At 72.8% G+C, this 26,980-nt stretch carries 26 protein-coding genes and 2 pseudogenes; 13 read left to right on the top strand and 15 right to left on the bottom strand.

Translation table 11 applies throughout. The annotated features are described in order from the left end of the window. The first annotated feature begins 16 nt into the window (after positions 1-16). The 7 genes from ABZ342_RS13695 to ABZ342_RS13665 all read left to right on the top strand — a co-directional run bounded on the left by ABZ342_RS13695 (position 17) and on the right by ABZ342_RS13665 (position 8,942). Positions 17-745, top strand: coding sequence for an SDR family NAD(P)-dependent oxidoreductase (locus ABZ342_RS13695; RefSeq protein ID WP_360472442.1), 729 nt, complete (start codon positions 17-19; stop codon positions 743-745). Between the two features lie 134 nt (positions 746-879). Next, entirely contained in the window at positions 880-5,574 is a 4,695-nt protein-coding gene (locus ABZ342_RS13690; RefSeq protein WP_360472439.1) for a DUF6531 domain-containing protein, read from the top strand. A 64-nt stretch (positions 5,575-5,638) separates the two neighbouring features. Continuing rightward, on the top strand, positions 5,639-5,809 hold the full coding sequence (locus ABZ342_RS13685) for a hypothetical protein (protein WP_360472436.1): 171 nt from the start codon (positions 5,639-5,641) through the stop codon (positions 5,807-5,809). Positions 5,810-5,978: 169 nt separating this feature from the next. Continuing rightward, on the top strand, positions 5,979-6,728 hold the full coding sequence (locus ABZ342_RS13680; protein ID WP_360472434.1) for an ATP-binding protein: 750 nt from the start codon (positions 5,979-5,981) through the stop codon (positions 6,726-6,728). A 110-nt stretch (positions 6,729-6,838) separates the two neighbouring features. Next, on the top strand, positions 6,839-7,252 hold the full coding sequence (locus tag ABZ342_RS13675) for an STAS domain-containing protein (protein WP_360472431.1): 414 nt from the start codon (positions 6,839-6,841) through the stop codon (positions 7,250-7,252). Between the two features lie 116 nt (positions 7,253-7,368). After that, the gene (locus tag ABZ342_RS13670) at positions 7,369-8,079 is read left to right on the top strand and encodes a zf-HC2 domain-containing protein (protein ID WP_360472428.1); all 711 of its coding nucleotides are present in this window, start codon (positions 7,369-7,371) and stop codon (positions 8,077-8,079) included. A gap of 560 nt (positions 8,080-8,639) precedes the next feature. Next, a complete protein-coding gene (locus ABZ342_RS13665) occupies positions 8,640-8,942 on the top strand; it encodes a winged helix-turn-helix domain-containing protein (protein ID WP_360472425.1) in 303 nt (100 codons plus the stop codon). Positions 8,943-8,967: 25 nt separating this feature from the next. On the opposite strand, the gene ABZ342_RS13660 is transcribed toward ABZ342_RS13665, so the two are convergent. Beyond that, positions 8,968-9,138 (bottom strand): hypothetical protein, encoded by a 171-nt coding sequence (locus ABZ342_RS13660; protein WP_360472422.1) that lies wholly within the window; start codon positions 9,136-9,138, stop codon positions 8,968-8,970. A gap of 62 nt (positions 9,139-9,200) precedes the next feature. Then, positions 9,201-9,542 carry a VOC family protein gene (locus ABZ342_RS13655; RefSeq protein ID WP_360472419.1) on the bottom strand — a complete coding sequence of 114 codons (342 nt, stop codon included), beginning with the start codon at positions 9,540-9,542 and terminating at the stop codon, positions 9,201-9,203. A gap of 143 nt (positions 9,543-9,685) precedes the next feature. Between ABZ342_RS13655 and rox the strand changes: the two genes are divergently transcribed. Beyond that, entirely contained in the window at positions 9,686-11,113 is a 1,428-nt protein-coding gene (gene rox / locus ABZ342_RS13650; RefSeq protein ID WP_360472416.1) for a rifampin monooxygenase, read from the top strand. 100 nt (positions 11,114-11,213) lie between these two features. Here the strand turns inward: rox and ABZ342_RS13645 are convergent, their stop codons facing one another. The 4 genes from ABZ342_RS13645 to ABZ342_RS13630 form a co-directional block, all read right to left on the bottom strand. After that, positions 11,214-11,399, bottom strand: a complete 186-nt coding sequence (locus ABZ342_RS13645) for a hypothetical protein (protein ID WP_360472413.1) — start codon at positions 11,397-11,399, stop codon at positions 11,214-11,216. A 92-nt stretch (positions 11,400-11,491) separates the two neighbouring features. Then, positions 11,492-11,845: a DUF3253 domain-containing protein gene (locus tag ABZ342_RS13640; protein WP_360472410.1), complete on the bottom strand. Its 354-nt coding sequence runs from the start codon at positions 11,843-11,845 to the stop codon at positions 11,492-11,494. A gap of 26 nt (positions 11,846-11,871) precedes the next feature. Then, on the bottom strand, positions 11,872-12,666 hold the full coding sequence (locus tag ABZ342_RS13635; RefSeq protein ID WP_360472407.1) for an SDR family oxidoreductase: 795 nt from the start codon (positions 12,664-12,666) through the stop codon (positions 11,872-11,874). A 4-nt stretch (positions 12,667-12,670) separates the two neighbouring features. Beyond that, positions 12,671-13,471 carry an alpha/beta fold hydrolase gene (locus tag ABZ342_RS13630; protein ID WP_155543083.1) on the bottom strand — a complete coding sequence of 267 codons (801 nt, stop codon included), beginning with the start codon at positions 13,469-13,471 and terminating at the stop codon, positions 12,671-12,673. 141 nt (positions 13,472-13,612) lie between these two features. On the opposite strand from ABZ342_RS13630, the pseudogene ABZ342_RS13625 reads away from it, so the two are divergent. Then, a pseudogene (locus ABZ342_RS13625) lies at positions 13,613-13,750 on the top strand (LysR family transcriptional regulator); the annotation flags it as partial. 293 nt (positions 13,751-14,043) lie between these two features. On the opposite strand, the gene ABZ342_RS13620 reads toward ABZ342_RS13625, so the two are convergent. Then, positions 14,044-14,769: a (Fe-S)-binding protein gene (locus ABZ342_RS13620; protein WP_360472404.1), complete on the bottom strand. Its 726-nt coding sequence runs from the start codon at positions 14,767-14,769 to the stop codon at positions 14,044-14,046. 83 nt (positions 14,770-14,852) lie between these two features. After that, positions 14,853-15,386: a DUF6630 family protein gene (locus ABZ342_RS13615; RefSeq protein WP_360472401.1), complete on the bottom strand. Its 534-nt coding sequence runs from the start codon at positions 15,384-15,386 to the stop codon at positions 14,853-14,855. A gap of 214 nt (positions 15,387-15,600) precedes the next feature. Here ABZ342_RS13615 and ABZ342_RS13610 point away from each other — a divergent pair, with 214 nt between their 5' ends. Then, positions 15,601-16,641 (top strand): glycoside hydrolase family 43 protein, encoded by a 1,041-nt coding sequence (locus ABZ342_RS13610; protein ID WP_360472398.1) that lies wholly within the window; start codon positions 15,601-15,603, stop codon positions 16,639-16,641. A gap of 6 nt (positions 16,642-16,647) precedes the next feature. Here ABZ342_RS13610 and ABZ342_RS13605 read toward each other — a convergent pair whose 3' ends face one another. Further along, on the bottom strand, positions 16,648-17,184 hold the full coding sequence (locus tag ABZ342_RS13605; protein WP_360472395.1) for a TetR/AcrR family transcriptional regulator: 537 nt from the start codon (positions 17,182-17,184) through the stop codon (positions 16,648-16,650). Between the two features lie 112 nt (positions 17,185-17,296). On the opposite strand from ABZ342_RS13605, the gene ABZ342_RS13600 reads away from it, so the two are divergent. Beyond that, positions 17,297-18,319: an aldehyde reductase gene (locus ABZ342_RS13600; protein WP_360472393.1), complete on the top strand. Its 1,023-nt coding sequence runs from the start codon at positions 17,297-17,299 to the stop codon at positions 18,317-18,319. Between the two features lie 128 nt (positions 18,320-18,447). Next, a pseudogene (locus ABZ342_RS13595) lies at positions 18,448-18,582 on the top strand (IS5/IS1182 family transposase); the annotation flags it as partial. 111 nt (positions 18,583-18,693) lie between these two features. Here ABZ342_RS13595 and ABZ342_RS13590 read toward each other — a convergent pair. From ABZ342_RS13590 to ABZ342_RS13570, 5 genes are all read right to left on the bottom strand, one after another. Then, positions 18,694-19,908: an MFS transporter gene (locus ABZ342_RS13590; RefSeq protein WP_360472390.1), complete on the bottom strand. Its 1,215-nt coding sequence runs from the start codon at positions 19,906-19,908 to the stop codon at positions 18,694-18,696. A 98-nt stretch (positions 19,909-20,006) separates the two neighbouring features. After that, entirely contained in the window at positions 20,007-20,405 is a 399-nt protein-coding gene (locus ABZ342_RS13585) for a DUF6294 family protein (RefSeq protein WP_155543075.1), read from the bottom strand. A 68-nt stretch (positions 20,406-20,473) separates the two neighbouring features. Next, on the bottom strand, positions 20,474-22,291 hold the full coding sequence (locus tag ABZ342_RS13580; RefSeq protein WP_360472387.1) for a RiPP maturation radical SAM C-methyltransferase: 1,818 nt from the start codon (positions 22,289-22,291) through the stop codon (positions 20,474-20,476). A 7-nt stretch (positions 22,292-22,298) separates the two neighbouring features. Further along, complete coding sequence (locus ABZ342_RS13575) at positions 22,299-22,550, bottom strand: hypothetical protein (RefSeq protein ID WP_360472384.1); 252 nt, start codon at positions 22,548-22,550, stop codon at positions 22,299-22,301. A 14-nt stretch (positions 22,551-22,564) separates the two neighbouring features. Continuing rightward, positions 22,565-25,354, bottom strand: coding sequence for a BTAD domain-containing putative transcriptional regulator (locus ABZ342_RS13570; protein WP_360472381.1), 2,790 nt, complete (start codon positions 25,352-25,354; stop codon positions 22,565-22,567). Positions 25,355-25,489: 135 nt separating this feature from the next. On the opposite strand from ABZ342_RS13570, the gene ABZ342_RS13565 reads away from it, so the two are divergent. Next, on the top strand, positions 25,490-26,092 hold the full coding sequence (locus ABZ342_RS13565) for a sigma-70 family RNA polymerase sigma factor (RefSeq protein WP_155543071.1): 603 nt from the start codon (positions 25,490-25,492) through the stop codon (positions 26,090-26,092). A 3-nt stretch (positions 26,093-26,095) separates the two neighbouring features. Here ABZ342_RS13565 and ABZ342_RS13560 read toward each other — a convergent pair whose 3' ends face one another. Beyond that, positions 26,096-26,980, bottom strand: coding sequence for a hypothetical protein (locus tag ABZ342_RS13560; RefSeq protein ID WP_360472378.1), 885 nt, complete (start codon positions 26,978-26,980; stop codon positions 26,096-26,098).

Raw genomic sequence — 26,980 nt, 5'->3', positions numbered from 1 at the left:
CCCTACAGTAAGTCTCATGAACGAAACCCCCGTCGCCCTCGTCACCGGCGCGAGCCGTCCCCATGGCCTCGGCTTCGCCGTCGCCCGTGAACTCGCCACCCGCGGCTACCACGCCGTCCTCGCCGGCCGGGACCTCGACCGGACGCGCGCACTGGCCGGGAAGCTCGTCGCGGAAGGCCTCACCGCGTCCGCGGTGCGCCTCGACGTCACGGACCCGGCCGATGCCGCGGCCTGCGCCGAGTCCGTCCGCTCGACCGCCGGCCGGCTCGACGCGCTGGTCAACAACGCCGCCGCCATGCCCGACTTCACGACGCTGTCGGTGCTCGACGCGGACCTGACCGAGGCCCGCACCGCCTACTCCGTCGACGTCCTCGGCGCCTGGGCCGTCGTCCAGGCCTTCCTGCCGCTGCTGCGCGCCGCCCCGGCCGCCCGGATCGTCAACGTCTCCAGCGCCGCCGTCACGCAGATCGCGGCCGGGACCACCGGCGTCCGGTCGCCCGGCTATTCACTGGCCAAGTACGCGCTCAACGCGCTGACCGGGTCGCTGGCCGCCGAACTGCGCGACACGGGGATCTTGGTCAACGCGGTCGACCCCGGCTCGGTCGCCACCCACCCCGAGCGCGGTGACGACGCCGACGACCGATCGCCCGCGGAGGCCGCGCTCGGCGTCGTCTGGGCGGCGACCCTCCCCGCCGGCGGCCCGACCGGCGGGTTCTTCCTCGACGGCCGGCCCGTCGCGGGCTGACGTTGCCCGCCCGGGACAGCAATCGCCGGATTTTCGGGCAGCCGGCTCCCAGCGCGATCCGTCGCTGCTACTTTTCGCTCAGGCTTCCTTGAAAGTTTGACGAGAGTTTGCCGGGGCGTCGGAAAGGTCGCGAAGTGGGCAACCCGCTGGTCGCGGAGACCAAGGACTCCACCAAGGCGTACTCGGGGATTTCGCTGCTGGAGTCCGCGAACGATCTGAAGTCGGCCATCGAGAGCGGCGACTGGGCGTCGGTCGCGATGGGCGCCGTCGGCACCGCGCTGGACGCCCTGTCGATGGCGATGGATCCCTTCGGCGCGATCCTCGCCGCCGGGGTCGGCTGGCTGATCGAGCACGTCGGCCCGCTCAAGGAAGCCCTCAACGGCCTGACCGGCAACGCCGACGAGATCGCCGCCCAGTCGGAGACCTGGAAGAACGTCGCCACCGAGCTGGGCAGCATCGGCCAGGACCTGACCGGCATGGTCAAGACCGACATCTCGTCCTGGACCGGCACCGCCGCCGACACCTACCGCCAGCGGGCCCAAGACACCGTCACACTGCTCGAAACCGCGCAAAAGGGCTGCGAAGGCGCCTCCAGCGGTGTGAAGACCGCCGGTGAAGTCGTCGCCGCGGTCCGGGCGCTGGTGCGCGACATCATCGCCGAGCTGGTCGGGCACCTGATCAGCTGGGCGCTGCAGGTGATCTTCACCCTCGGCATCGGCATGACCTGGGTCGTCCCGCAGGTCATCGGCGCCGTCGCGAAGACCGCGTCGAAGATCGCCGACCTGGTCAAACGACTGGTCACGGCCCTCAAGGCGCTGGTCCCGCTGCTCAAGCGCGCCGGCGACCTGTTCGGCGACGCGGCCAAGGCGTTGAAGAACATCAAGCCGGGCAAGGCCGCGCCGCCGCCCAAGCACGCCGACATCAAGGGCAACCCCAAGGACCTCGGCGGTCCCAAGGGCAAAGGCGATCCCGACGCGCCGCCGCCCAAGACCGACCCGCCACCGAAGAACGGCGACGACAGCACCACCGCGTCGGGCGCCAAAGGCGACCCGCCCCCGAAGTCCGACCCGCCGCCCAAGACCGATCCCCCGCCGAAGAGCGACCCACCCGCCGACGGCCCGCCGACGGCCGACCCGCCCGGGGGAACACCGAAGGGCGGCCCCGACGGCGGCGGCAAGCCGAAGGGCGACCCCAAGGGCGACGGGCCGCGCGACCGCGCGGTGCCGGACGACAAGAAGGTCTGCGTCTCCGACCCGGTGGACGTCGCCTCCGGCGAGGTCGTGCTCACCCAGGTCGACCTGACCCTGCCGGGCGAGGCGGGCGACCTGGTGCTGTCCCGCACGCACCTGTCGTCCTACCGCGCGGGCCGGTGGTTCGGCCGCTCGTGGGCGTCCACTTTGGACCAGCGGCTGGCGTTCGGCCGCGACGAAGTCCGGTTCTACGCCGAGGACGGCATGGTCCTCGTCTACCCGCTGCCCGCCGGCGACCAGCCGGTGCTGCCGTTCGAAGGACCGCGCCACCCGCTGCGCCGGACCACCGGGGGCTTCCGGTTGTCGGCAGGCCGCCGCGACCTGGTGTTCGCGGACGGGCGCGGCCGGGAGCTGCCGCTGACGCTGATCGAGCAGGGCGGTTCCCGCACCACGATCCAGCACGACGCGAGCGGCGCCCCGCGGCTGCTGCGCCGGGACGACGGCACCGAGATCAGCATCGAATCGGGCGCGGGCCGGATCACCGCGCTCGGCGTGCCCGGCGGCGCGCCGGTCGTCCGGTACGGCTACAACCGGCTCGGCCAGCTGACGCAGGTCGCCGGCTTCACCGGGCGCCCGGTGAACCTCGACTACGACGTCGACGACCGGATCGTCGGCTGGCAGGACCGCGCCGGCACCTGGTACCGCTACGTCTACGACGCCGAGGGCCGCTGCGTCCGCAGCGTCGGCGCCGAGCGGTACCTCAACGGCACGTTCGCCTACGACACCGAGGCCCGCACGACGCGGCACACCGACGCGCTCGGCCACACCTGGACGTACCGGATGAACGAGGCCGGCCAGCTCGTCGAGCGGACCGACCCGCTCGGGCACACGCGCCGGTACTCGTGGACGCGGTACGACGACCTGCTGTCGCAGTCCGACGAGCTGGGACGGATCACGTTCTACGGCTACGAAAACGGCACCCTGGCGACGGTGACGCGCCCGGACGGTTCCGTGGTGCGGCTGACGCCCACCGCGACCGGCGAGGTGGAGCTGCGATCCGGCGACACCCGCGCCGTGACCGCGGAGTCCGATCCCTACGCCGCTCTCCCCGGCGTCTCCACCCGGCTGCGCATCGACGGCCCGGCCGACGCCCTCGGCGACGAACCGGTGATCACCGCGGCGGCACGGCCGGGCGACCGCGACCCGTTCGGCAGGCCCCGGCTGGTGCACACCGCGTCCGGCGGCGCGGCCCGGCTGGGCTGGACCGCCGAAGGACAGCGCTCGTGGCGGATCGGCCCCCACGGCGAGCGGGAAAGCTGGCGCCACGACGGCGAAGGACGCGTCGTCGAGTACCGCGACGCCGCCGGACGGGCGACCCGGCGCACGTACGGCCCGTTCGGCCTGCCGATCGAGGAGTTCGACGCCACCGGCGCGCGCACGGCGTACCGGTACGACGCCGAGCTGCGCCTGGTCGCGGTGACCGACCCGCGCGGCCTGACCTGGAGCTACACCTACGACCCCGCCGGCCGGCTGGTCGAGGAGACCGACTTCGACGGACGCCGGCTCGGCTACGACTACGACGAGGCCGGGCAGCTGCGCCGGATGACCAACGGGCTCGGCGAAGTCACCGAGTACTCCTACGACCCGCTCGGCAACGTCGTCGAGCGCCGCACCGCCACCGGGGTCACCGGGTACGCCTACGACGCGCTGGGACAGCTGAAGTACGCGATCGACAACGACTCGGTCCTGGAGATCGTGCGCGACGAGCGGGGACGCGTGCGCGAGGAAACGGTCAACGGGGTCGGCGTGCGCTGGACCTACGACGCCGCGGGCGTCCACCGCACCACGGTGTCCGGTTTGGACAGTGAGTGGCGGTACGACGGCGACCTCGCGACGTCGCTTCGCGTCGCGGGCCACGAAATCGCGTTCGAGTACGACGACGCCGGCCGCGAGACGCGCCGCGTGGTCGACGGCACGGAGGTCCTGCGACAGGTCTTCGACGCCGAAGACCGGCTCGCCGAGCAGGTGATCGCCGGCCTGGGCCGGCGCGGCTACACGTACACGCCGGACGGGCGGCTCGCCGCGCTCGACGACACGCTGCCGATCCGGTTCGGGTTCGACCAGGCCGGCCGGGTCACGGAGGTGCACGCGCCCGAAGGCGTCGAACGCTTCGCCTACGACGCGGCCGGCCGGCTCCTGCCGCCGGCCGGGACGTGGTACGGCCACGACCCGCAGGGCCGGGTGACCAGCCGGGTGCGCGCCACTCCCGCCGGGCCGGAGGAATGGCGTCTCGTCTGGGACGAGCTGGACCGGCTGATCGCCGTCATCGCCCCGGACGAGTCGTTCTGGACCTACCTCTACGACCCGCTCGGCCGGCGGTTCGCCAAGCGGCGCTGGGCACTCGGCGACGACGGCGCGCCGCGCCAGACGGCCGAAACCTGGTTCGTCTGGAGCGGCGCCGAGCTCGTCGAGGAGATCGAGCTGACCGACGACGGGAAGTCGCGCGTGCTCACGTGGGAGCGTCACCCCGGCGACGGCAGGCCGGTTGTCCAGGTCGAGCAGCGGGGTTCCGAAGTGCGGTTCCACACGGTGGTCACGTCGCCCGCCGGCACGCCGACCGAGCTTCTCGGCGCGAGCGGAACGGTCGACTGGCAGGCGCGCACGCGCTTCTGGGGCGAACTGCTGCCGTCGACGACGGGCACCGCGCCGATGCCGCTGGCCTTCCCCGGCCAGTACCGCGACGCCGAGACCGGCTTGCACTACAACGTCTACCGCTACTACGACCCGCGGACGGGGCGGTACCTGAGCCAGGACCCGCTCGGCCTGGCCGCGGCGCCCGACCCGGCGGGCTACGTCGAGCAGCCGCACCTGCGGAGCGACCCGCTCGGCCTGGTGCAGAGCCCGTGCGGCAAGACGGGCGGCCCGAAGGCGCCGGACAACCCGGCGGGCGGCGGCGACGCGGCGAAGCTCCCGCCGGGGGCCAAGAAGCCGGACGGCTTCGGCGAGTTCCGCGACCCGGACGGCAAGATCCGGCCCCACAACATGACCGACGAGCAGTACGCCAAGTTCTCGAAGAAATGGGACGAGATGATGGCGCCGGGCAAGGACAAGTCGTGGTTCTGGTCGGGCGGCCACATCAAGGACTCGGAGTTCTCCAGCACCCCCGTGTGGGGCAAGAACGCCGACCCGTCGAAGCCGAACTCGCACCTCTACGACCCGGCCACCGGCAAGAACATCACGGAGTCGCAGTACCACGGCTCGATCGAGAACCCGGCCATCGACATGGCGAAGAAGAACGGCGGCAACACCCTCGAAGGCATCCTGAAGGACAACGGCGTCGAGATGCCCAAGTTCGCCGACAACCACCCGAACGGCGAGAAGGTCTGGAAGGACGCGTCGAAGGCACTGGCGCACAACGCGGAGGGCGACGTCCACATCGCTTTGCCGAACACGCCGGGCAAGTCGAGCGGCTGGCCCCACCAGGGCGACGAGCTGGGCTCACGGCGTCCCAACAACGTCTTCGACATGGACGAGTTCCCGATCCTGCGGCAGAACCCGAAGGTCGGCAAGGTCATCGCCCACGACACGGACTACCCGGACGCGCCGCCGGTGGTGATCTGGGACCGGGCCACGCGCTGAACTCAACCGATCCGGGGGCCGGGGCGTGAGAGGGGCGTCCGCACTGCCCGCCGGAGAGGAAACCATGGACCAGAACAGTCTTCCCGAAGACCCGATCGGCCCACCGGTGCTCGGCCAGGCCGCACCCCGGGGTGCCGTCCGCGCCCAGGCGCTGACCGGCCACCACGCCCGGAACGACGGCTTCGGCACGCTCAGCACGTTTACCACCATCAGCGCGCGCATCGAAGACAGCTGACCGCCCGCCCGCCGCCGCACCCCGGTCGGGCGAGCACGGAAAGGGACAGAAGGGACGGGCTTTTGTCACTTTGAGATGAGCCAGGAGTGAGCGACCTACCGGATTCGGCGCCGTGGACCTAGCGTGGACCTAGCCGAGACGGCAACCGGGGCTCGCCTGAGGAGAGACGATGCTGGGCACGCTCGACCTCGAGGTGGCGGCGGAGCCGCACTACACGCTGGTCACCGTGACCGGCGGGCTGCACCTGGGCAGCTACCGGCGCCTGCGCGACGGGCTGCTGGAGATCGCGGCGGACGAGCCGGAAGCCGTGATCGCCGGGGTCGACGGCCTCGACCTCGACGCCGTCGCGCCGGTCGGGGTGTTCGGGCTGGTCGCCCGGCGGCTCGGGACGTGGCCGGGGATCCCATTCGCGCTGGCCGGCGCCGCGAGCCGGACCCGCGCGCTGCGGGAGCACGGGATCCACCGCCAGGTCGCGATCGGCGAAGACGTCGGCAGTGCGGAGCGCGCGCTGTGCAAGCCGTCCCGGCAGCGGACCGAGCTGGTCCTCCCCCGCGGGCTCGAAGCGTCGGCCGTGGCGCGGGCGGCCGTGCGCGAGGCTTGCGCGCGGTGGGAGGTACCCCAGTTCGTCTACGACGGCATCCTCGTCGCGGGCGAGCTCGCGACCAACGCGGTCCAGCACACCACCTCCACCGCCACCCTGCGCCTGGACCTGCGGCGCGGCCGCCTGACGATCGCGGTCCTCGACGACGATCCCCGCCCGGCCGTGCTGCTCCCCCGCCCCTGGCCGGGCGCCGCCGGACTGGGCCTGCACATCGTGGCGCGGTCGGCGGAAGCCTGGGGCTGCAGCCCCCGGTGGTCCGGCGGCAAGGTCGTCTGGGCGCTGCTCACCAGCGAGCGGCACACCGGCGAGCCGGACTGAGCCGCCGCGCGGGGCCGGCCCCGGGGGTTGACCGGCCGCGCCGCGGGGTAGCCGACTTCGGAACGGCTCCGCGCCGGAGCCGTCAGAAGGCTGAGCGGAGCGTGGTGGCCGTGGCCGATTCCTTCCAGCCGGAACGCCTTCTGGTGGTCCGGACGCACAGTGCGCCCGGGGTCGTCGTCCTCGCTCTCTCCGGTGAGCTCGACGCGGGCACGACCCCCAAGCTCGCGCAGGCGACCGCGCGGGTCCTGGCCGCCGAACCCCGGCCGGAGGTCCTGATCCTGGACCTCTCCGAGCTGAGGTTCCTCTCCGTCGCCGGGGTCCGGCAGGTGCGCACCGCCCACGACAGCACCGGCGCCGACCGGCTGCGCGTGGTGACCGGCGAACGTCCCGTCGTGCGGGACTTCCTGCGCGCGACCGGGTTCGACGCGGTGCTGGACTGCTACCGCACCCGGGCCGGGGCGATCGCCGCGGGCAGCCGCGCCGACTTCGTGAACCGCGCGGAAGCCGTCTGGAACGCCGGCTAGACGCGCGCTGGGCGAAAAGTGCCCCCGGGCCGGTCACGGAGACGCGGGTATCCCCGGCGCGGCGCCGTCGTCTGATCCGCTGGAACCGGGCCGGGCACATGAGCGACTATCTACTCGTGGACTGCGCACTTTTCCGGGAATCGCTTTCGGCCGCGATGGACGGCGAGACCGGCCCGTTGCCCGAAGCCGAAGTGGAACGCCACCTGCGGGGCTGTGGGGCGTGCCGGGCCTGGCAGGACCAGGCCCGGCGGCTGCGGCGCTCGATGCTGCGCCAGGCACCCGCGGTGCCCGACCTCACGACCGCGATCCTCGAGCGGGCGCCCCTGCCGTCCCGGGAGAAGTGGGCGGCGCGGGTCGCGCTGGGGCTGGTCGGGCTCGTCCAGTCCGGGCTCGGGTTCGCCGAGTTCCTGGTGCCGGGAGACACGCACGCCGGCGCGGTCCACCTGAGCAACGAGAGCGCGGCGTGGAACCTCGCGCTGGGCATCGGGCTGCTGTGGGCGGCTTTGCGGCCCCGGACCGCCGGGGCGCAGCTGCCGCTGGTGGCCGGCTTCGCGCTGGTACTGGGGGTGGCGTCGGTGATCGACGTGTCCGACGGCCAGGTCGGCGCCGGGCGCCTGCTGACCCACAGCCTGCTGGTCGTGGGACTGGTGCTGATGTTCGTGGTCCACCGCGAGCAGCGGCGCCGGCCCGCGCCCGCACCGTTGAACGCCGACGCGCTCGGAACGGACGACGAGGTGCGGCTGCCGGAGCACGACGCCCCGGCGCCGCTCGCGCCGGTGCGCAACCGGTTCCCGCGCAGGCCGGCCAGCCGGCACCGCGCGGCTTGACGGCCGGCCGCCTCGCTCAAACCATCGCGAGCAGCATCACGGTGGTCCCCAGCCCCATGAGAGCGTCGGCCCCCACCCGGCCGTCCGGACCGGCGGCAGCGCGACGCGCACCCCGTCGATCGCCCGGGCCGGGAACGCCAGAAGTGCAGGCGCAGCACCAGCGGCCGGATCGCCGCCCAGGTGAGCCGTGGCCGCGCCGCGACCGGCTCGGCCGTGCGCTCCTCGCTCCGGTCGATCGACATTCCCGTCCGCGGCGGCCGCCGCTCCAGGAGAGTTCGACCGGCAGCCGCGTCCGGTTCCCGGGATCCCGGAGCCCCGGCGCGTCAAGCCGTTCCACCCGGCGGGCGCGCTTCGCTTCTTCGCGCGCGGCACCGACAATCGCGCCATGACGATCCAGCCGGAACGCCCCGGGGTGCTCGACGTGACCATCCGGATCGACCTCACGGGCCCGGCCCGCGACGCCGCCCTCGTCGCCACCCGGCTGGCGGCCGCGCTCGACGGACTGGCGAGCGTCGACGTCACCCCGGCCCGGCGCCCCGCGGCGGCCGCACCTGCGGCTCGTGCCGGATCCCGTCCTGCACATCGAAACCGGCTCCCGGCGAGCGATCCTGCTGGGCAGGCACCTCGAGCTGACGCGGCTGGAGTTCGACCTGCTGCGGTTCCTCCGCGCGCACCCCGACCGCGTCTTCACCCGCACCGCGCTGAAGACCGCGCTGTGGCCGCGGCAGGACGGCAACGACCGGACCGTCGACGTCCACGTGCGCAAGCTCCGGGCCAAGCTGGCGCCGCACCTGGACCCGATCACGACCGTCCGCGGGATCGGCTACCGCTTCGAAGGCACGGCGCCGGTCGCCCTGACCTGAACCACGTCAGTCCTTTGTGGACTCCTCAGCCGACGATCCGCCGGAACTCTTCCCGTTCCCGCGGCGACAACGGCACGCTCGGGACGTCGGTCACCGGGCGCGGAACCGGCATGGACACGCCGGGCCCGAACGGCGGGACCGGCACCCACCCGAATCCGGTGAGGGCCCTGGCGAGAGCGTGGACCATCCGCTTCATCGTGCACCCCTTCCGCCGTCAGGACATTCTCGGTGCCGCGGGACCACGGCCCGCCGCGAAAGCTACTTCTCGTGCAGCTCGATCGCGTTCCCCGCGGGGTCGGCGAGGAACGACTGGCGCGCGGTGCCGACGGGCTTCGGATCGCTCACCTCGAAGCCGTCGGCGCGCAGCCGGCGGACCTCCGCGTCGAGGTCGGCCACCAGCACCGCGAAGTGCTGCCCCCGCGCCGGTCCCGGCGCTCCTTCGATGAGGTGGAGCTGCTGGTCGCCGACGTCCAGCCAGGCGCCGGGCCCGAGGGTGCCGGGGCGGGCGGCCGAGAGCCGGAAGCCCAGCACGCGCGTGTAGAAGCCGACGGCCCGCTCGAGGTCGTCGACGACGACCGCCACGTGGTGGATCGCTGGCATAGCTGGGTTTCCGTTCTGCCCGGCCGGTCCCCTCCGCCCTCAGCATATATCGCTTGCGACGCCTCCCGGGGTCCCGCAGACTGGCGGCCGCCGCCCGCCTGACGACGGGGACGCACGGCGACCGTCGGGCGAATGGGTGGTTCATGGTCGATGTGATCATTGCCGGGTGCGGGCCGACCGGCGCGATGCTGGCCGCCGAGCTGCGGCTGCACGACGTCCGGGTGCTCGTCCTGGAGAAGGAGACCGAGCCCGCGTCGGTCGTCCGCATTGTCAGCCTGCACGTCCGCAGCCTCGAGCTCATGGCGATGCGCGGACTGCTCGACCGCTTGCTCGAACGCGGGAGGCAGCGCCCGGTCGGCGGAATCTTCGCCGCCATCCCCTCCCCCGCGCCCGCGGACCTGGATTCCGCGTACGCGTACCTGCTGGGCATCCCGCAGCCGGTTGTCGATCGGCTGCTCGCGGACCACGCCGCCGGGCTGGGCGCGGAAATCCGGCGCGGTCGCGCGGTGGCCGAGTTCGAGCAGGACGACGAGGGGGTGACCGTCGAGCTGGCCGACGGCGAGCGGCTGCGATCGCGGTACCTCGTCGGCTGCGACGGCGCGCGCAGCACGGTGCGCAAGCTGCTCGGCGTCGGCTTCCCCGGCGAGCCTTCGCGGAATGACACGCTGATGGGTGAACTGGAACTGACGGCGCCGCCGGAGGAGATCGCCGCCAAGGTGGCCGAAATCCGCGAGACCGCCCGGGCGTTCAGCCTCGTGCCCTTCGGCGAAGGGGTCTATCGCGCCGTGGTCCCGGTCGCGGGAGCGGCCGAAGACCGCGCGGAACCGCCCACCCTCGAAGACTTCAAAGTGCAGCTGCGTGCCCTCACCGGCACGGACTTCGGCGCGCATTCCCCGCGCTGGCTGTCCCGTTTCGGCGACGCCACCCGGCTGGCCGAGCGGTTCCGGGTCGGGCGGGTCCTGCTGGCCGGCGACGCGGCGCACATCCACCCGCCCGCCGGCGGCCAGGGCCTGAACCTGGGGGTGCAGGACGCGGTCAACCTCGGCTGGAAGCTGGCCGGCCGGATCCGCGGCTGGGCGCCGGAACCCCTGCTGGACACCTACCACGCCGAACGCCACCCGGTCGCCGAGGACGTCCTGGTCAACACCCGCGCCCAGGTGGAGCTGAGCTCCGCCGAACCGGGGCCGCGGGCGGTGCGCCGGCTGGTCACCGAGCTGATGGGCTTCGACGAGGTGAACCGGTACCTGATCGAGAAGATCACCGCGCTCGGCGTCCGCTACGACTTCGGCACCGGCCCCGACCTGCTCGGCCGCCGGGTGCGCGACATCGAGCTGGGCGAGGGCCGCCTCTACGAGCGGCTGCGCCGGGGCCGCGGCCTGCTGCTCGACCGCACCGGAGGGCTGACCGCCGAGGGTTGGTGGGACCGGGTCGACCTGATCGCGGATCCCGCCGCCGCGTTGGAGGTCCCGGCGATCCTGGTCCGCCCCGACGGCTACATCGCCTGGGCCGGCGAGCACCAGCGTGACTTGGACGACCACCTGGCCCGCTGGTTCGGCGAGCCCATCCGCTGAGGCCGCCCCGAGTCGGGCTCGCTGCTCGAGGCGCAACCGACCAGGTCGCCGCGCGCCGGGTTCGACGCGGGCATCGCGCGGCACCCGCCCCGAGCCGGACTCACCACCACCGCAAGCCCCGGCCGACCAGGCCGACCAGGCCGATGCGGGTTTCGCGCGGCGACTGGCCGCCGAGACCGCCCGAGCCAGGCTCGCCACCACCGCAAGCCCCGGCCGACCAGGCCGATGCGCCGCGCGAAACCCGCGCGGCGACCGCCACCGGGGCCGCCCGAGCCAGGCTCGCCACCGGGAGCCCCGCCCAGGCCAACGCGCCGCGTCGACGTAGTCCCGGCTAGCGTGCGGCGTCGGCCGGCCGCGTCGATGTCGTCCCGGACGACCTCACTCCGATGCGGACCGAGGCAGCCGGATCCTGATCGGCCCCCGCCACTCACCGTCCGGGTCGAGGGTGTGACCTCGCTGGGTCAGCTCCACCCGGCCGGTCCGGGCGAGCGAGCGCGCCAGCTCCCGGGCCTGCGGCAGCAACGGCCGCCACTCGGCGGCCACCGCTCTCGCCGCGTCCGACGGGCACGTGCTGCTGTTCGCACCTCGCCCGGTGGCCAACGCGAGGATGGCCGCGCGCAGCCGGTCCTCGGCCGTGCCGGCCGTCAGCGCGATGCGGCCCTGGTCCGCGCCCGGGCCGCCGCCGTCGCGGATGCGCTCCAGTTCACGCCGCGGCGCGGACCGATCGGTCATGCCGTCAGGGTCGCACGGCTCGGCCGTCAGTGCGTTTCGGTGGAGTAGCCGCCGTCGATGGCGAAGGCGGCGCCGGTGATGTTGCCGGCCACCCGGTCGCTGGCCAGGAAGGCCGCGAGGTTCGCGACCTCGGCGGGCTGGGTGAAGCGGCCGGTCACCGCGTGGGCGGCGGCCTCCTCGGCGACCGACTCGGGGTTCGCGCCGGTGGTGGCGGCGATGGTTTCGGCGACGCCGCCGCTGCCGAGCCACAACCGCGTCGCGACCGGGCCCGGGTTGATCGCGTTGGCGCGGATCCCGTGCGGGCCGAACTCCTTCGACACCGACTTGGTGAAGTTGATCAAAGCGGCCTTCGCCGCGCTGTAGTCGATGACGCCGGGATCGGGCAGGCTCGCGTTGATCGAGGCGATCGTGACGATGCTCCCGCGACCGGCGGTCACCATCGCCGGCAGCACGGCTCGCGTGGCGCGGATCGCGCTGAGGAGGTTCAAGGTCAGCGAACGGCTCCACTCGTCGTCGGTGACCAGCAGGAAGCCGTTCGGCCTCGGCGTGACGGCACCGACGTTGTTGACCAGGACGTCGATCCGCCCGAACTCGGTCAGCGCCAGCTCCGCGAGCCGGCCCGGCCCCTCGGCGGTGCCGAGGTCCACGGCCAGGGTGTGCGCCTTCCCGGCCCGGGCGAGGGCATCCAGGTCCGGCCCGGGCTCGCGGGCGCCGGCCACGACGTGGGCCCCCTCGGCGGCGAGGGTCTGGGCGACGGCCAGGCCGATCCCCCGGCTGGCGCCGGTGACGACGGCGACCGCGCCGTCCAATCCGAGGTCCACGCGCCTAGATCCCGTGCTCGCGCAGCCAGCCGAGCACGGAGTCGGCGACCTCGCGCCAGCCGCTGTCGACGGTGAGCGAATGGCCCCGGCCCTCGAACTGCTTCAGCTCGGTGACGGCGGTGGAGTCCCGGTACTGCTTGAGCGTCGAACGGGTGACGACGTCCGGGACGGTGTGGTCCGCGGTGCCGGAGATCAGCAGGAGCGGGCCGCGGTCTTCGCGGTGCGTGTCGACCTTGGCCTGGGAGTGCATCACGAAGTTGGCGGCCGCGGCCTGGAACAGCGGCCGGGCCGGCGATGGGATGGTCCAGCGCCGGTAGAGCTCCGAGGACTCCTCGTCGGTCAGCGCGTTGCCGAAGCCGAACCGGAACTCCTTCTCGGTCAGCGAAACGGCCCGGTGCAGGTTGGCGGGGTTGCCCAGCGCCGGCAGGCCGGCCCGCAGCTGCGCCAGCGGCAGGGGCAGGACGCCCTTGATCTGCGCGGGGTCGATGGCGACACCGGCGAGGCCGATGCCCTGGCCCAGCAGCTTCTCGGTGATCAGGCCGCCGAAGGAGTGGCCGATGATCACCGGGGGCCGTTCGAGGCCCTCGATGATCGACGCGTAGTGGCCGGTGGCGTCGTCGATCGAGATGTCGGCGACGGCGTCCGGGTTCGCCCGGGCCTGTTCGACGGTTTCGGGCTCGTGCGGCCAGCCCGGGGCGATCGGCGCGTACCCCGCCGCCCGGAAGTGGTCGATCCAGGGGGTCCACGAGGTGGCGTGCAGCCACAGCCCGTGGATGAACACGACAGGGGTGCCCGGGTCGGCCATCGGATCCTCCAGTTGGTGCGAGCTTTCCCGAAGCCAACACGACCCGCGGCCCCGCCGTCCAAGACCTGTTGTGTACGAATCGATAGCCGCGGTGGCATCGTTGGCGCACTGCCTCACTCCCCTTCGCGCCGGAAGGCCCGCATGGACCTCGACCTCAGGCTGGTGCGGTACTTCGTCACCGTCGCCGACGAACTGCACTTCGGGCGGGCCGCCACCAAGCTCTTCATCAGCCAGCCGACGCTGTCCAAGCAGATCCGCAGGCTCGAAGCCGAAGTCGGCGCGCCCCATGTCGCAGGCCTCCTGGGCGTCGCGGGCCCAGTGGACGGTCGCTCCCCCGGCCTGCAGGGCGGCTTCGAGCGTCAGCAGATGCTCGTCGAGGCGACGCAGGGTGTTGTCCTTGATCGCCGCGCCCGCGAGACGCAGTTCCTCCCACTCGGCCACCTCGCCGACGACGGCCGCGCGCTTGGCGCGGATCGTGCCGGTGGCGTGGGCGAGGTTGCGGCGCAGCTGGGTGTCGGCAAGCGCTTCCCGGGCCGCGGCGGGGAAGGCCGGCATGCCGACGAACGTGGCACTCACGCGTCCCCCTCGGTCGAAGCCAGCACGTCGGCCAGGTGCAGCACGCGGACCCCGGAGCGCTGCCGCGACAGCAGGCCGCCGATGTGCAGCAGGCACGAGTTGTCGCCGGCGACGAGCACCTCGGCGCCGGTGGCCCGGACGTGCCGGGCCTTGTCCGAGCCCATTGCGGTGGACGTCTCGGCGTTCTTGAGCGCGAAGGTGCCGCCGAAGCCGCAGCACTCCTCGGCGGCGGGCAGGTCGACGAGGTCGAGCCCGCGCACTTTCCGCAGCAGGCGCAGGGGTTTGTCGGCGACGCCGAGCATGCGCAGCGAATGGCAGGTCGGGTGGTAGGTGACGCGGTGCGGGAAGTAGGCGTCCACGTCGGTCAGGCCGAGGACGTCGACGAGGAACTCGCTCAGCTCGTAGACCTTCGGCCCGCTCTCGGCCAGCCGGGGATCACCGGCCCGGCGCGCGACCAGGCCGTGCTGGTGGCGTGCCGAGCCCGCGCAGGAACCGGACGGCGTGACGATGTAGTCGTAGCCCGCGAACGCCCGCGCGAAGGCGCGCACCACGGGCACGGCCTCGTCGAGGTAGCCGGTGTTGACCATCGGCTGGCCGCAGCAGGTCTGGGCCTCGGGGAAGTCCGCGTCCACGCCGAGGCGGCGCAGCAGCCGGAACACCGCCTTGCCCGTGTCCGGGAAGAGCGAGTCGTTGATGCAGGTGACGAGCACGGCGACCTTCATGCGCGCCCTCCTGATCGAAACGTTTCAACTCCGCGTTCGGCGAAACTACTACGAGCCTGCTGAACAAGTCAACGCGGTCGTTTCTACGTTTCAACGGTGCCGGAACGCCGGGCGCGACCGAGCGCGGCGGCCGCGAACCCGGCCGCCTCGGCGAGCGCCACGAGGTCGTCGGCCCGAGCGGACGGCACGAGAACCAGCGGGTAGCAGTCGGACTCGATGTCGAGGACCGCGAGCGCGGTGCCGGTCCCGGCCAGCCGGTCCCCCGCCGCCTCGAGGAACTCGTACGTCGGCAGGTCGCTCTCCCCCAGCGACGTCCACAGCTCGTCCGTCCGCGGCGCGGAACGCAGCTCCCGCAGCCGGGCGGCGATCTCGCCGGGGGCTTCCTTCCAGTCGACTTCGGCCAGCAGGCCGTGGTCGGCCAGCGCGTCCACCAGCGCGATCCACGGCAGGCCGGGGAAAGGCTCGTCGATGCCGCGGTCGTCGAGCCGGTCCGCGTGCTCCAGCACGTAGGCGGCGGGGTCGTCGTGGGCGGCCGCCGCGCGGGCGGCCACCCGCGGGACGTCCGGTGCCAGCAGGGTGGCCACCGCCACGAGCGCGTCGCGAGCCGGTGCAGTCATCGATGTCCTCCGCGGGGCCGGGTGGTCGACCGGGGCATGATCGCACCTCGCCGCGGCGGGACGGCGCCGAGCCTCCGGATCCGCTGACCGGGACCTCACCGGTTCAGACCAATTTCGGCCGATCTGGATCGAGCAAGATCCCGCGGCCCTACCGGCCGCGCCCGGTCACGGGTGATCCTGGCCGACGGTCCCGGATCGACCGAGGGATGTGGTCATGAAACTCTCTTGTCTCGCCGTCGTTTTCGCCCTCTTCGCCGCGCTCATCGCGCCGGCCGCGCAAGCCGGTCAGACCGCGCTGCGGGCGGCCGATCCCAGCGTCCTCCGGGTCGGTTCCACCTACGTCGCCGTGCAGTCGTCCGGAGGCGGGATCGTCGCGCGGCAGGCCACCTCCCCCGACGGCCTGGCGAGCGCCCCCGCCCGGCGGATCTGGTCGGACAGCCGCGGCCGCGGCGAGGTGTGGGCCCCGGAGATCGTCCTCGACGGCGGCCGGTTCTACGTCTACTTCTCCGCCGGAACCGGTGCGGCGCACCGGATGTACGTGATCAGCTCCGCCGTCGCCGACAGCGGCTACACCGCCGAGACCCAGCTGGCGCTGCCCGACGGCAAGTGGGCCATCGACGGCACGCTGTTCACCTTCGGCGGGCAGCGGTGGTTCGTCTGGTCGGGCTGGGCCGGGGACACCAACGTCGAGCAGAACCTCTACCTCGCGCGGATGAGCAGCCCGACGACGCCGACCGGGGCGCGGTTCATCATCTCCCAGCCGCGCGAGAGCTGGGAACGCGTGGTGGGCAACCCCTTCATCAACGAGGCGCCCGTGCCGATCAAGGACCCCGGCGGGCAGCTGCACATCGCCTACTCGGCCAACGGCAGCTGGAGCGACCAGTACTGCCTCGCCGAGATCCGCCTGCGCGCCGGCGGCGACCCGACGTACGTCTGGGACTGGTACAAGTCGAACGGCTGCCTCTTCGGCTCCCACCGCGAGACGATGATGGCCGGCTGGGACCCGACGCTCTACGTCGACGGCCCGGGCAGCCACAGCTTCGTCCTGCTGAACGGCGACATCGCGACGAGCCCGCCCGCCGGGCCGAAGTTCCCGCTGATGTTCCACGCCGTCCCCAAGGGCACGCCGTACTCGTGGGCCAACCGCTACTGGTACACGGGATCGTTCTGCTGGTGGGGCTCGACGACGTACCGCCGCGCCAACGTCCCGGGCGCGACCACCGACACCGGCTGGAGCCTCAAGTTCTTCGAGTGAGCGGGCTCACCGGCGCGCGCTCAGGCCGTCGAGGATGAGGGCCAGCATCGACGCAGACCGGTCTTCCGGCCCCGAAGCGGCGCGCCAGAGTGCACCGGTGAGCTGCAGGAAGTCGCGGGGGTCGGCGTCGGGGCGGATGGTGCCACCGGCCTTGCCCGCGTCGAGCAGCCGCGTGATGGCGGCGATCACCGGGCCGTAGGTCTGCTCGGTGATCGTCTGGTGCGCGCCGGGGCTGAGCGCGTCGCCCAGGCCGTGCTTCTTCCGCATGGCCGCCACCAGCTCGACGGTCCACCGCCGCAGCGCTTCCAGCGGAGCCAGTTCCGCGAGCAGCTCGGGGACGGATCCGATGAGCCGGTCGACTTCGTCCTGGTAGATGGCCAGGACGAGCGCCTCGCGAGTCGGGAAGTTGCGGTACAGCGTGCCGGGCCCCACGCCGGCGAGCTGCGCGATCCGGTTCATCGAGACGTCACTCCCCTCGGCGAAGGCCTCGCGGGCGACCTGCAGGATGCGGGCCCGATTTTCCCGCGCGTCCGAGCGAACCATGTGCCGTCCTTGCTATCCGGAGAACTCTCCACTAACGTATGCGGAGAGCTCTCCGGAAGTCTAGACGCGCGTCGCGGCAAACTCCATTCCGATCTTTGCGAGGTTCTTTCCCATGGCTGAAGTACTGGTCACCGGCGGCTCCGGCTATCTCGGCAGCTGGTGTGTGCTCGCCCTGCTGGCGGACGGGCACACGGTCCGCACGACGGTGCGCGACCCGAAGAAGGAGCCCGCGGTGCGTGAGATGCTGCGCGCCGGCGGGGCGCCCGAGGACGCGAAGCTGACCGTGCTGCGGGCGGACCTGCGGCAGGACACCGGCTGGCGCGAGGCGGTCGAGGGGTGCGACTACGTGCTGCACGTCGCCTCGCCCACGCTCACCAGCGTGCCGAAGAGCGACGACGAGATGGTCGTGCCCGCCCGGGACGGCGTCCTGCGCGTGCTGCGCGCCGCCCGCGAGGCCGGCGTGAAGCGGGTCGTGCTGACCTCGGCGTTCGGGGCGGTGGGGATGGGGCACCCCGAGAAGTCGCGGGTGTTCACCGAAGAGGACTGGACCGATGTGGACGCGGGCGTCGCGCCCTACCAGAAGTCCAAGACGCTCTCCGAAAAGGCCGCGTGGCAGTTCGTCGCCGAGCACGGCGGGCTGGAGCTGGCCGTCGTAAACCCGGTGGGCGTGCTCGGACCGGTCCTCGGCCCCGACTATTCGCCGTCGCTCGGCCTGGTGCGGCGGATGCTAGACGGTGAGCTGCCCGCGTTGCCGAAGTTCGGCATGGGCTACGTGGACGTCCGCGACGTCGCGGACCTGCACCTGAGGGCGATGACCGACCCGGCCGCGGCGGGCGAGCGGTTCCTCGCGATCTCCGGGCGCAGCCTGTGGGTGCGCGAAATCGCGGCGATCCTGCGCGACCGCCTCGGCGACCGGGCCGCGAAGGTGCCCACCCGCGAACTCCCGGTGTGGACGGCGCGCGCCCTCGCCCGCGTCAACCCGGGACTGCGCCTCCTCCGCCCCCAGCTGGGCCGCAACTACGACGCCACCTCGGACAAAGCCCGGCGGCTGCTGGGCTGGTCGCCTCGCCCGATCGCCGACACCATCACCGAGACCGCGGAGAGCCTGCTCGCCCTGCAGGGCGCTACCGTCTGACCGACCGCTGGGGCCTGTATCGAAGTCGATCCCGGCAGGTCGTGCTGATTTGACGCTATTAGGGTCGGCTTTCGTTGTGGAGCAAGCGGTGTCCGGCAGACGATCGTGACTGCTCTGCAGGCCCTGGCCGAGGCGGGTTGACCACGAAGCTGCATCTGGGATGCGAGCAGGGGCAGAAGCCGTTGTCGATCGTGCTGACCGCCGGCCAGCGTGGCGACAGCCCGCAGTTCGTTCCGGTCCTGGCCGGGATCCGAGTGTCCCTCAAACGCCACCGCGCGGCCGCCACTCGCCACGACAAGCTCGCCGTCCGCTACGAAGCCACCGTCCACATCGCCGCGATCGACGAATGGCTCTGACCGACTTCGATACAGGCCCTAGGAGGGGGCCGAGCGGTCCGCGCCGGCGTGGTGTGGTCTCGGGATCCATCTCCACAGCGCCGCGGCCGCCGCGAACCCGACCACGCCGCTCGCCACGATCCCGGCGCCGAGGCCGGCCAGCGCCGTCACCGCGGACAGGATCAGCGGGCCCACCCCGGTGCCGATGTCCGCCAGCTCGTTCCAGATCCCGATGTGCGTCGGCCGCCCCACCGACGGCGACACGTCGGCGCCGAGCGTCATCACGATGCCCGACCCGATGCCGTTGCCGAAGCCCATCACCATGGCCGCCACCGTCAGCAGCCCGGCGCCGGCGGCGAGCGGCATCACGAGGAAGGACACGCCCAGCACGAGCGTCGCGGGCACGGCCACCCAGCGCCGTCCGTAGCGGTCCATCACCTTGCCGGCCGGGTAGAACGTCAGCGCGTCGACGGCTCCGGCGACGCCGTAGATGATCGAACTGGTCGTCGGCGACAGGCCGATGTGCGCCGCCCACAGCGGCACCACCGTCTGGCGGGTCTGGCGGATCGCCGACAGCAACAGGACTCCGGCACCGAGCGTGGCGTACACCCGCCACCGCTGCTTGAGCATTCCCCGCGTCGTCACCGCGGACGCGGCCGCCCGCTCGTCCGCGGTGACCTCCAGGTCGGGAACCCGCAGCACCAGGGCGCCCGCCGCGAAGATCGCGGCCAGGCTCACGTAGTACGCGCCGGGCAGCCCGGCGAACTGCATCGCCGTGGCCCCGGCGAACGGCCCGAGGAAGACGCCGATCCGCATGCTCCCGCCCAGCGTCGACAGCGCCCGGGCGCGCATGTGCAGGGGCACGATCTCGGTCAGGTAGGTCTGGCGGGCCAGGCCGTAGACCGCGGCGGCCGCCCCGATCAGCACGACCCCGCAGCCGTAGAGCAGCAGCGACCACGGCCCGTGACCCAGGTCGACCAGGCAGACCAGCAGGCCCGCGACCATGACGGCCGCCGCCACGAGCATCGACCGGCGTTCCCCGATCCGCGTCGCGAGCATCCCGGCCGGGATGTTCGCGGCGAGCGACCCGACCCCGAGCAACGCGGCGATCAGCGCGGCCGTCGAGGTGCTCGCCCCGCGGTCGATCGCGCTCAGCGCGATGACCGGCAGCACGGCTCCCTCGGACAGCCCGAACAGGGCGGCCGGCCCGTACGCCGCCGCGGCGACCGAGCGCAAGCGGAACTCTTCGACCATGTCCGACCATCATGCGCGACCGGAGCGGACGGTCCGGCACGCGAGTGATCTTTCTCGCTCGAACCCGCTCCGCACCGGGGCGTTTCGAACGCACCGCGTCAGCAGCTCCAGTGCATCCGCAAGGACGCGATGGCGTCCCACAGGCCGGCGTCGAAGTTCGCCCAGGCGCGGAACCGGTGGTGGTCCGCGCCGCCCGGCATCGTCTGGACGAACTTGCGCCAGTCCCCCTCGACCGGGTGCTCGGTGGCCAGCGAGCCCAGGACGCTCCCCCGCGCGTCGAGGAGGTCGACGTGCCAGATCACCCAGGCGCGGCCGGGTTCGGCGGCCACGGTGCCGTCGAAGGCGGCGGTCCCGTCGGGGAAGAGCGTCCACCGGGCGCCCGCGAAGATCGTGCAGTGCCCCCGTTCGAGCCTCCCCCACGTGAAGGCCCACGGCGTCCAGCCGGCGAGGCGCTCCGCCGCGGCGTTCGCCGTCGCCACGATGACCGACGGATCCATGTCACGCGCCTCTCGTCGAACTCGGCACCGGCGAAGGACAGAGACGCGGGCGGCGGCTCTGATACGCGTCAGCGGCCGGGCGTCGCGGGCAGCGCGAGCGACAGGGCGAGCGTGCCGTCGAGGAACATCAGCCCGCGGTCGCCGAACCCGCGGAAAACCTTTTCCACGGCCGAAACCGGCACCGTGAGACCGAGTTCGCGGTGCACGGCCGCGGCGGTCCGCGGGCGGTCCACACAGGCCAGGTAGACGTCGGCGAGCGTGTCGCGGAAGGTGTAGGTGCCGTGGGTCTCGGGGTGGCGCCCGTCGTAGATCTGCAGGAAGCCGGGGGCACAGCGGTACACCAGCACCGGCGGCTGCTTCGCCTCCCAGGCGGCCGTCCACGCCGCCACCGCGTCCGTCAAGGGGGTGTAGACCTCGGGTGGCAGCTCGTCGTCCGGTGCGTAGTCGAAGAAGTAGGCGACCCGGTCGATGTCCACCGTGGACGGATAGACGTGGCGGTAGCTGGATTCGGGCTCGCGCGCCCGCTGCGGGAACCGGCCGGGCTGGGTGAAGAGCGGGCTGAACCGCTCCAGCCACAGCCGGTTCGCTCCGGCCGGCGGCTGGAGGTGGACGAGGTGCGGGACGGCGGCCGCCTGCGCGGCGTACTCCTCGGCCGGCTCGCCCGGGAACCCCCACAGGATGTTCCAGCCGACGCCGATGCCGTAGTAGCGGGCCCACCGCAGGAGGTTGACGTTCTGGGCGGCGCGGACGCCCTTGTCCATCAGCCGGAGGACGGCGGAGCTCAGCGACTCCAGGCCCGGTTGCAGCTGCGTGACCCCGGCCCGGGCGAGCAGTTTCAGCTGCGCGCGGGTCAGGTTCGCCTTGACCTCGTAGAAGATCTGGTACTCGCGGCCCGCCTCGGTGAGGGCCGGCAGCAGCTCCTTGAGGTAGCCCGGTTCGAGGATGTTGTCGACGGCGTCGAACCGGAAGGTGCGGTAGCGGCGCGCCTGCTCGTCCAGCTCGCCGAGCACCCGGTCCGCCGACTTGGCGCGGAAACGCATCGTGGTCCCGTTGAGCCCGCAGAACGTGCAGTGGTGCTTGGCGCCCCACCAGCACCCCCGCGCCGACTCGAACGGGAGCGCGACGTGCTCGGTCGGCAGGCCGAGCCGCGCCGCGCGCGCGAAGTACTCGTCGTAGTCCGGCACGGGCAGCTCGTCGAGCCGCTCGTGCGGCGGCTCGGCGGGGGTGGCGACGACGTCGTCGCCGACCCGCCGGGCGACGCCGGGGATCACGCCCGGGTCGGTGCCGTTCGCGAGAGCGCCGAGCAGCCGGGGGAAGGCGACGTCGCCCTCGCCGAGCACGGCGAGGTCGACGCAGCCGACGGACCGCACCAGCTCCAGGCCCATCTCCCCTTCGAAGTTGGCCCCGCCGAACACGGTGACGACGCCCGGATCGCGCGCTTTCAGTCGCCGGGCGAGCGCGAACGACGCCGCGTTCTGCTGGAACGTCGAGCTGAAGCAGACGACCGGAACGCCGTCGAGTTCGTCGGCGACGGCGTCGAGGTAGGCGGGAACATCCTGGTCGCGCACGGCGAGCAGCCGCTCCGGACCGTCCAAGTAGGACAGTTCGGCGCCGAGCTCGTCGAGCAGCTTCCCGTCGGGGTCCGGCGCGGCGTCGCCGAACGCCTCGACGGAGAACAGCCAGTCCCCGATCTGCCGCCCGCGGTGGTCGGCGAGCCGCCGGTAGTGGTCGAGCCCGACCCGCACGGCGAAGTCGAGGTTGGCGTGCAGGGTGCGCACGGGAAACCCGTGCTGCCCCGCGATCGCCTTGAGCAGGCCGAGCTGGATGGACGGCCGATCGGCTTCGAGGAACGGCATGGAAACGAGCACCACCGGCGGCGCGGTCACGGGCGGATCACCTGATGAAGCGAAGGTGCGCGGTCATGGCCGGCCCTGGCGCCGGATCGTATTGCAGGAGCAAATCAGCCTGTTCCGGCGTGAACGACCCGTCGAACTCGGCGATGTGCGTTTCATCGTCCTTGCTGGCGATCCACGCGAGTTTGACAATGCTGTTCAGCAGCAGTTTCTGCTGTTCGGTCATGCCGGACGTGCAGAGGTCAAGTGCCCCCTTGAAGCCCGCGAAATCCGTGTCTTCGGCATCGGTCATGGAACGCCTCCCGTTCACTCGCTATCACTGTCTACTTCGGACAACCTTTTCCGCACCTCGTCGGCGTCGGGGTGGGCGAGCCGGGTCAGGATGTCGTGGGCCTGCTGCCAGCCGGACCGGGCCGCGTCGACGTCGCCCAGCTCGCGGCGCAGGTTCGCGAGCTCGATGAGCACCCGGGCCTCGGTGACCACGCTTCCGTTGCGGCGGACCAGCTCCAGCGCCTTCTCGTAGCAGGCGACCGCCTCGGCGTGGTCGCCGAGCTGCTTGTGGGCGTAGCCGATGCTGTGCCAGCTCTGGGTCGCGCCCATGAGGTCGCCGAGCAGCGTCTGCAGGTCGAGGGCCTGCCTGCAGTACTCGATGGCCGACGTGTGCTTGCCGAGCAGGGTGTGGAACCAGCCGACCGCGTTGAGCGCCGTCGCCTGCCCGGCTTGGTGCCCGGCACCGCGGAACAGCTCCAGGGCCTGCTCGGCGTGCGTGAGCGCGCCGGTGATCTCCCCTTGCCGATCGAGCAGCCAGGCGAACTGGCGGTGCGCGTACGCCTGCCCGACGATGTCTTCGCGGGCGCCGTACAAGGCCAGCGCGGCCCGGAGGTCGCCGGCACCTTCGGCTTGCCTGCCGAAGCGGACGTGTATTCCCCCCAGGTGCAGGTGCGCGAAGGCCTGCTTCCGTTCATCCCCCAGCCGCCGCGCCGCACTCAACGCCGCGCTCAATACGTCGCTCTCGTCGTGCCAATGGCCGCGCATCGTCAAGAACCTGCGCAGCGCCCAGGCCAGCTCCCAGACCCGCGCGTCGAACTCGGCGTCGACGGCGACCGCCTGCAGCAGCACCCGGTGCTCGGTCTCGAACCACGTCAACGCCCGCCGCCGGTCGACGATCCGCTCGGCCTCCGCCCCTTCGGGCAACGGGGTCAATGCGGGCGGCACCTCGAGGCGCGGATCGAGGAACCCGTCCGCGTGATAAGCCGTGTGGGCGTAGTGGCCGAGCAGCCGGTGGACCGCCGAGTCCCGCTCGGGCGCGGTGTCCGACTCGTGCACCAGCTCATCGGCGTACGCGCGCAGCAGGTCGTGCATGGTGTAACGACCGGGTGCGTGCTCCGCCACCAGGTGCGCGTTCGCCAGCTCCGACAGCAGCACCCGTGCCCGGCCGGCGGGCAGGCCCGCGAGGCTCGCCGCCGCGCGGGTGCCGATGTCCGGCCCGTGGTGCAGCCCCAGGAGGCGGAACAGCCGCGCGGCCACGGGATCCAGCCGCAGGTACGACCAGGAGAACACCGCGCGCGGGTCGGTCGCGGGGTCGGCTCCGGCGAACTCGTCCAGGCCGCCGCGCGCGTCCCGCAGCTGGGCCGCCAGCGCAGCCAGGCTGAACGCGGGGTACGTCGCCGCGCGCGCCGCCACCACCGCCAGGGCCAGCGGGAGGTGCGCGCACAGCCCGATGATCTCGGCGGCCGCCGCGGGGTCGGCCGCCAGCCGCTCCGGGCCGATCCGGCGACGCAGCACCGCGTGCGCCTCGGCGTCGTCGAGCAGGTCGACGACCAGCGGGTGCGCTCCCTCCGTGACCAGGCCGGCGAGCTGGTCGCGGCTGGTCACGACGACCACGCAGGCTCGCGCGCCGGGCAGCAGCGGACGCACCCGCCCGGCGTCGCGGGCGTTGTCCAGCACGATCAGGACCCGCCGGTTCGCCAGCAGCGTCCGGTACAGGCCGACCTGCGCGTCCAAGGTGGTCGGGATCCGCTCCCCCGGGACGTCGAGCGCCTCGAGGAACCCGCGCACCGCGCCCGCCGGCGTCGTCGGCGATCCGGTCGGGTCGAAGCCCCGCAGGTTGACGTACAGCTGCCCGTCGGGGAAGTCGCGGGCGACCGAGTGTGCCCAGTGGACGGCCAGCGTGGTCTTGCCGACCCCGGCGGTGCCCGAGAGGACGACGGTCCGCGCGGCCGGCGCCGGCCCGCCGGTCACCTCGCCGAGCCGCCGCAGCGCGCTCTCGCGGCCCGCGAACCCCGGGGTGTCCGGCGGCAGCTGCGCCGGCGACGACGACGGTGGTGCCGCGGCCGCCGGAGCCGCGGACGGCAGCTCGCCCCGCAGGATCGCCTCGTGCAGCGCACGCAGTTCGGGGCCGGGGTCGGTGCCGAGCGCGTCGGCGAGCCGCTGCCGCACGACGGCGTAGCGGTCGACGGCTTCGGCGTCGCGCCCGGCCGCGTGCAAGGCGCGCATGAGCAAGGCTTCGAGCGGCTCCGCGAGCGGGTACTCCGCGGCCAGGTCGGACATCGCGGCGAGCACCGCGTCGGGCCGGCCGAGCCGCAGTTCGAGCTCACCCCAGTGCACGGCCGCGTCGAGCCGTCGCCGGTGCCAGGCCGCGCGGACCCCGTCGGCCCAGTCACCCTGGAGGCCGGCCAGCGGCGGGCCCCGCCAGACGACCAATGCCTCGCGCAGCGCGGCGGCCCGGTCTTCGTCGGTTTCCCGGACGTCATTCCCGCGCTCGACCAAACGTGCGAACCGGTTCAGGTCAACCGCGCCGGGATCGATTTCCAGCACGTATCCCGCGCTGCGCCGGGTGACGCCGGTCTTTGTGCCGGTCAGCTCGGTGACCTCGGTGAGCACCTGCCGAATTCGGCTCAGGTGGGAATACACCACATTGCGCGCTTCACCCGGCGGATCGTCACCCCAGACGCGGTCGATGAGCGTCTCGATCGGCACCGGGCGTCCGGCGTCGGCCGCGAGCGCCGCGAGGACCGCTTGCTGCCGCGGCGTCCCGACGTCCAGCGGCTGTCCCGCGACGCGTAGCTGCACCTCCCCGAACAGCAGGAACTCCATGCGGCGGACTCCCCGTGATCGACCCGTCCCGACCGGCCCCGTCGATGCTGCTCGCCCCGCAAGGTCTCTGCAAGGTCGGCGAGCAGGGCGTGGCGAAATCGTGAACCCGGGAACATCCCAGTCCGAGGAGGGGCCATGCACGACTCGCCGGTGCCATTGCTGGAAAATGCCGCCCGAGGTGCCGAATGGGCTTGGCGGGATATCGTCGACCGATATTCTTCGCTGGTCTTGTCGGTGTGCGCGCAGTATCGGATCGCCAATGCCGACGCGCAGGACATCAGTGGGGCGGTGTGGCTCCGGCTGGTCGTGAACCTGCCGCGGCTGCGCGAACCGGAGGCGCTGCCCGGCTGGCTGCGCACCACCACCCGGCACGAATGCCTGCGGCTGCTGCGGCACCGGAACCGGCAGGTCCCGACCGACGACCCGCTGCTCGGCGAGCTGTCCGAGCCGCAGTTCGACGCCGGGCTGATCGGGGCCGAACGCCGCGCCGCCGCCCGCAGCGCGTTCGCCCGGCTGCCCGTGCGCGACCGGGAGCTGCTGGCGCTGCTGTTCTGCGACCCGCCCAAGTCCTACCGGGAGATCAGCGAAACGCTCGGCATCCCGGTCGGCTCGATCGGCCCGTCGCGGGCGCGGTGCCTGGCCCGGGTGCGGCGCATGCCGGCGATCGCGGCGCTGCTCGCCGACGAACCGTACGACTGCGGTGGTCATGCTCTCCGGAGCGAGCGGGGGGCCGCTTGATACTCACGGGTGCTGGTTCTGGAACAGGAACTGGACGCGGACCGAGCCATCGAGCGGCACGACGACCGTCGCGCCGCTCGCCGACCACCGGTCGGCCACCAGGAACATCCGGTCCTTGCCGTGGATCAGCAGGCGCAGGTTCCGGTAGCGGTAGTGGAAGGTCTGCCCGTCGACGGACGGCAGCTTGGTCTCCTGGATGCCGGGGCTCCGGAGGAAGAGGCTTTCCTTGGTGTCGAGGATGACGCTGGGCAGCTTGTCGAGGCGGCTCGCCTCGTACATCGCGAGCCCGCGGCCGGACCACTGCGCGACGGTCGCGGTCGTCCAGAACGCGCTGACGGCGATCGCGACGTAGACGAGCGCGGCCGACACCCGGCGAAGCGGCGGCGACGCGGCGTCGTCCGGCGACCGGCCCAGCCGCCGGACGAACGAGCCGTACCGGAACAGCGTGCCGCCGACGGCGATCAGCACCGGGGTCACGAGCCCGTACAGCCGCCAGTCGCGCACGAAGGCGTACCCCGACAGCAGCAGGAGCCCGGCGGCGAGCGCGACCAGGCCGGCCGCCTGGCCGCCGCGGCCCAGCCGGGTCGCCGGCCGGGCGGAGGCCGCGCCCCCGATCCGCCGCCGGACGGCCGCGTGCACCGCGACCGCGCCGGCACCGACCGCGGCGAACACCAGCAGCGGCGTGAGCAGCGGCTGCGGGCTGCGCATGATGTAGTCCTGCGTACCCAGCCCGATCGTGTCGACGTCGACGCCGAAGTACTCGTACTGCGACCGCGCGGAGACGTATCCGAAGTAGAACAACAGCGCGCTGAGGAGGGTCAGCGGCGGGATGACGGCCTTGCCCGCGTCGACGAAGCGCTCGAACCGGCCGGGACCCTCCTCGGGCAC

The organism is Amycolatopsis sp. NPDC005961 (assembly GCF_040629235.1).
Lineage (GTDB): Bacteria > Actinomycetota > Actinomycetes > Mycobacteriales > Pseudonocardiaceae > Amycolatopsis > Amycolatopsis camponoti.
The sequence above is the reverse complement of the archived record's forward strand: the minus strand, read 5'-3'. Positions and strand labels throughout refer to the sequence as shown.

Coding starts and splice junctions, on each gene's coding strand:
- ABZ342_RS13695 (WP_360472442.1), top strand. CDS start 17: ATGAACGAAACCCCCGTCGCCCTCGTCACCGGCGCGAGCCGTCCCCAT.
- ABZ342_RS13685 (WP_360472436.1), top strand. CDS start 5,639: ATGGACCAGAACAGTCTTCCCGAAGACCCGATCGGCCCACCGGTGCTC.
- ABZ342_RS13680 (WP_360472434.1), top strand. CDS start 5,979: ATGCTGGGCACGCTCGACCTCGAGGTGGCGGCGGAGCCGCACTACACG.
- ABZ342_RS13660 (WP_360472422.1), bottom strand. CDS start 9,138: ATGAAGCGGATGGTCCACGCTCTCGCCAGGGCCCTCACCGGATTCGGG.
- ABZ342_RS13655 (WP_360472419.1), bottom strand. CDS start 9,542: ATGCCAGCGATCCACCACGTGGCGGTCGTCGTCGACGACCTCGAGCGG.
- rox (WP_360472416.1), top strand. CDS start 9,686: ATGGTCGATGTGATCATTGCCGGGTGCGGGCCGACCGGCGCGATGCTG.
- ABZ342_RS13640 (WP_360472410.1), bottom strand. CDS start 11,845: ATGACCGATCGGTCCGCGCCGCGGCGTGAACTGGAGCGCATCCGCGAC.
- ABZ342_RS13630 (WP_155543083.1), bottom strand. CDS start 13,471: ATGGCCGACCCGGGCACCCCTGTCGTGTTCATCCACGGGCTGTGGCTG.
- ABZ342_RS13620 (WP_360472404.1), bottom strand. CDS start 14,769: ATGAAGGTCGCCGTGCTCGTCACCTGCATCAACGACTCGCTCTTCCCG.
- ABZ342_RS13615 (WP_360472401.1), bottom strand. CDS start 15,386: ATGACTGCACCGGCTCGCGACGCGCTCGTGGCGGTGGCCACCCTGCTG.
- ABZ342_RS13610 (WP_360472398.1), top strand. CDS start 15,601: ATGAAACTCTCTTGTCTCGCCGTCGTTTTCGCCCTCTTCGCCGCGCTC.
- ABZ342_RS13605 (WP_360472395.1), bottom strand. CDS start 17,184: ATGGTTCGCTCGGACGCGCGGGAAAATCGGGCCCGCATCCTGCAGGTC.
- ABZ342_RS13600 (WP_360472393.1), top strand. CDS start 17,297: ATGGCTGAAGTACTGGTCACCGGCGGCTCCGGCTATCTCGGCAGCTGG.
- ABZ342_RS13590 (WP_360472390.1), bottom strand. CDS start 19,908: ATGGTCGAAGAGTTCCGCTTGCGCTCGGTCGCCGCGGCGGCGTACGGG.
- ABZ342_RS13585 (WP_155543075.1), bottom strand. CDS start 20,405: ATGGATCCGTCGGTCATCGTGGCGACGGCGAACGCCGCGGCGGAGCGC.
- ABZ342_RS13575 (WP_360472384.1), bottom strand. CDS start 22,550: ATGACCGATGCCGAAGACACGGATTTCGCGGGCTTCAAGGGGGCACTT.
- ABZ342_RS13570 (WP_360472381.1), bottom strand. CDS start 25,354: ATGGAGTTCCTGCTGTTCGGGGAGGTGCAGCTACGCGTCGCGGGACAG.
- ABZ342_RS13565 (WP_155543071.1), top strand. CDS start 25,490: ATGCACGACTCGCCGGTGCCATTGCTGGAAAATGCCGCCCGAGGTGCC.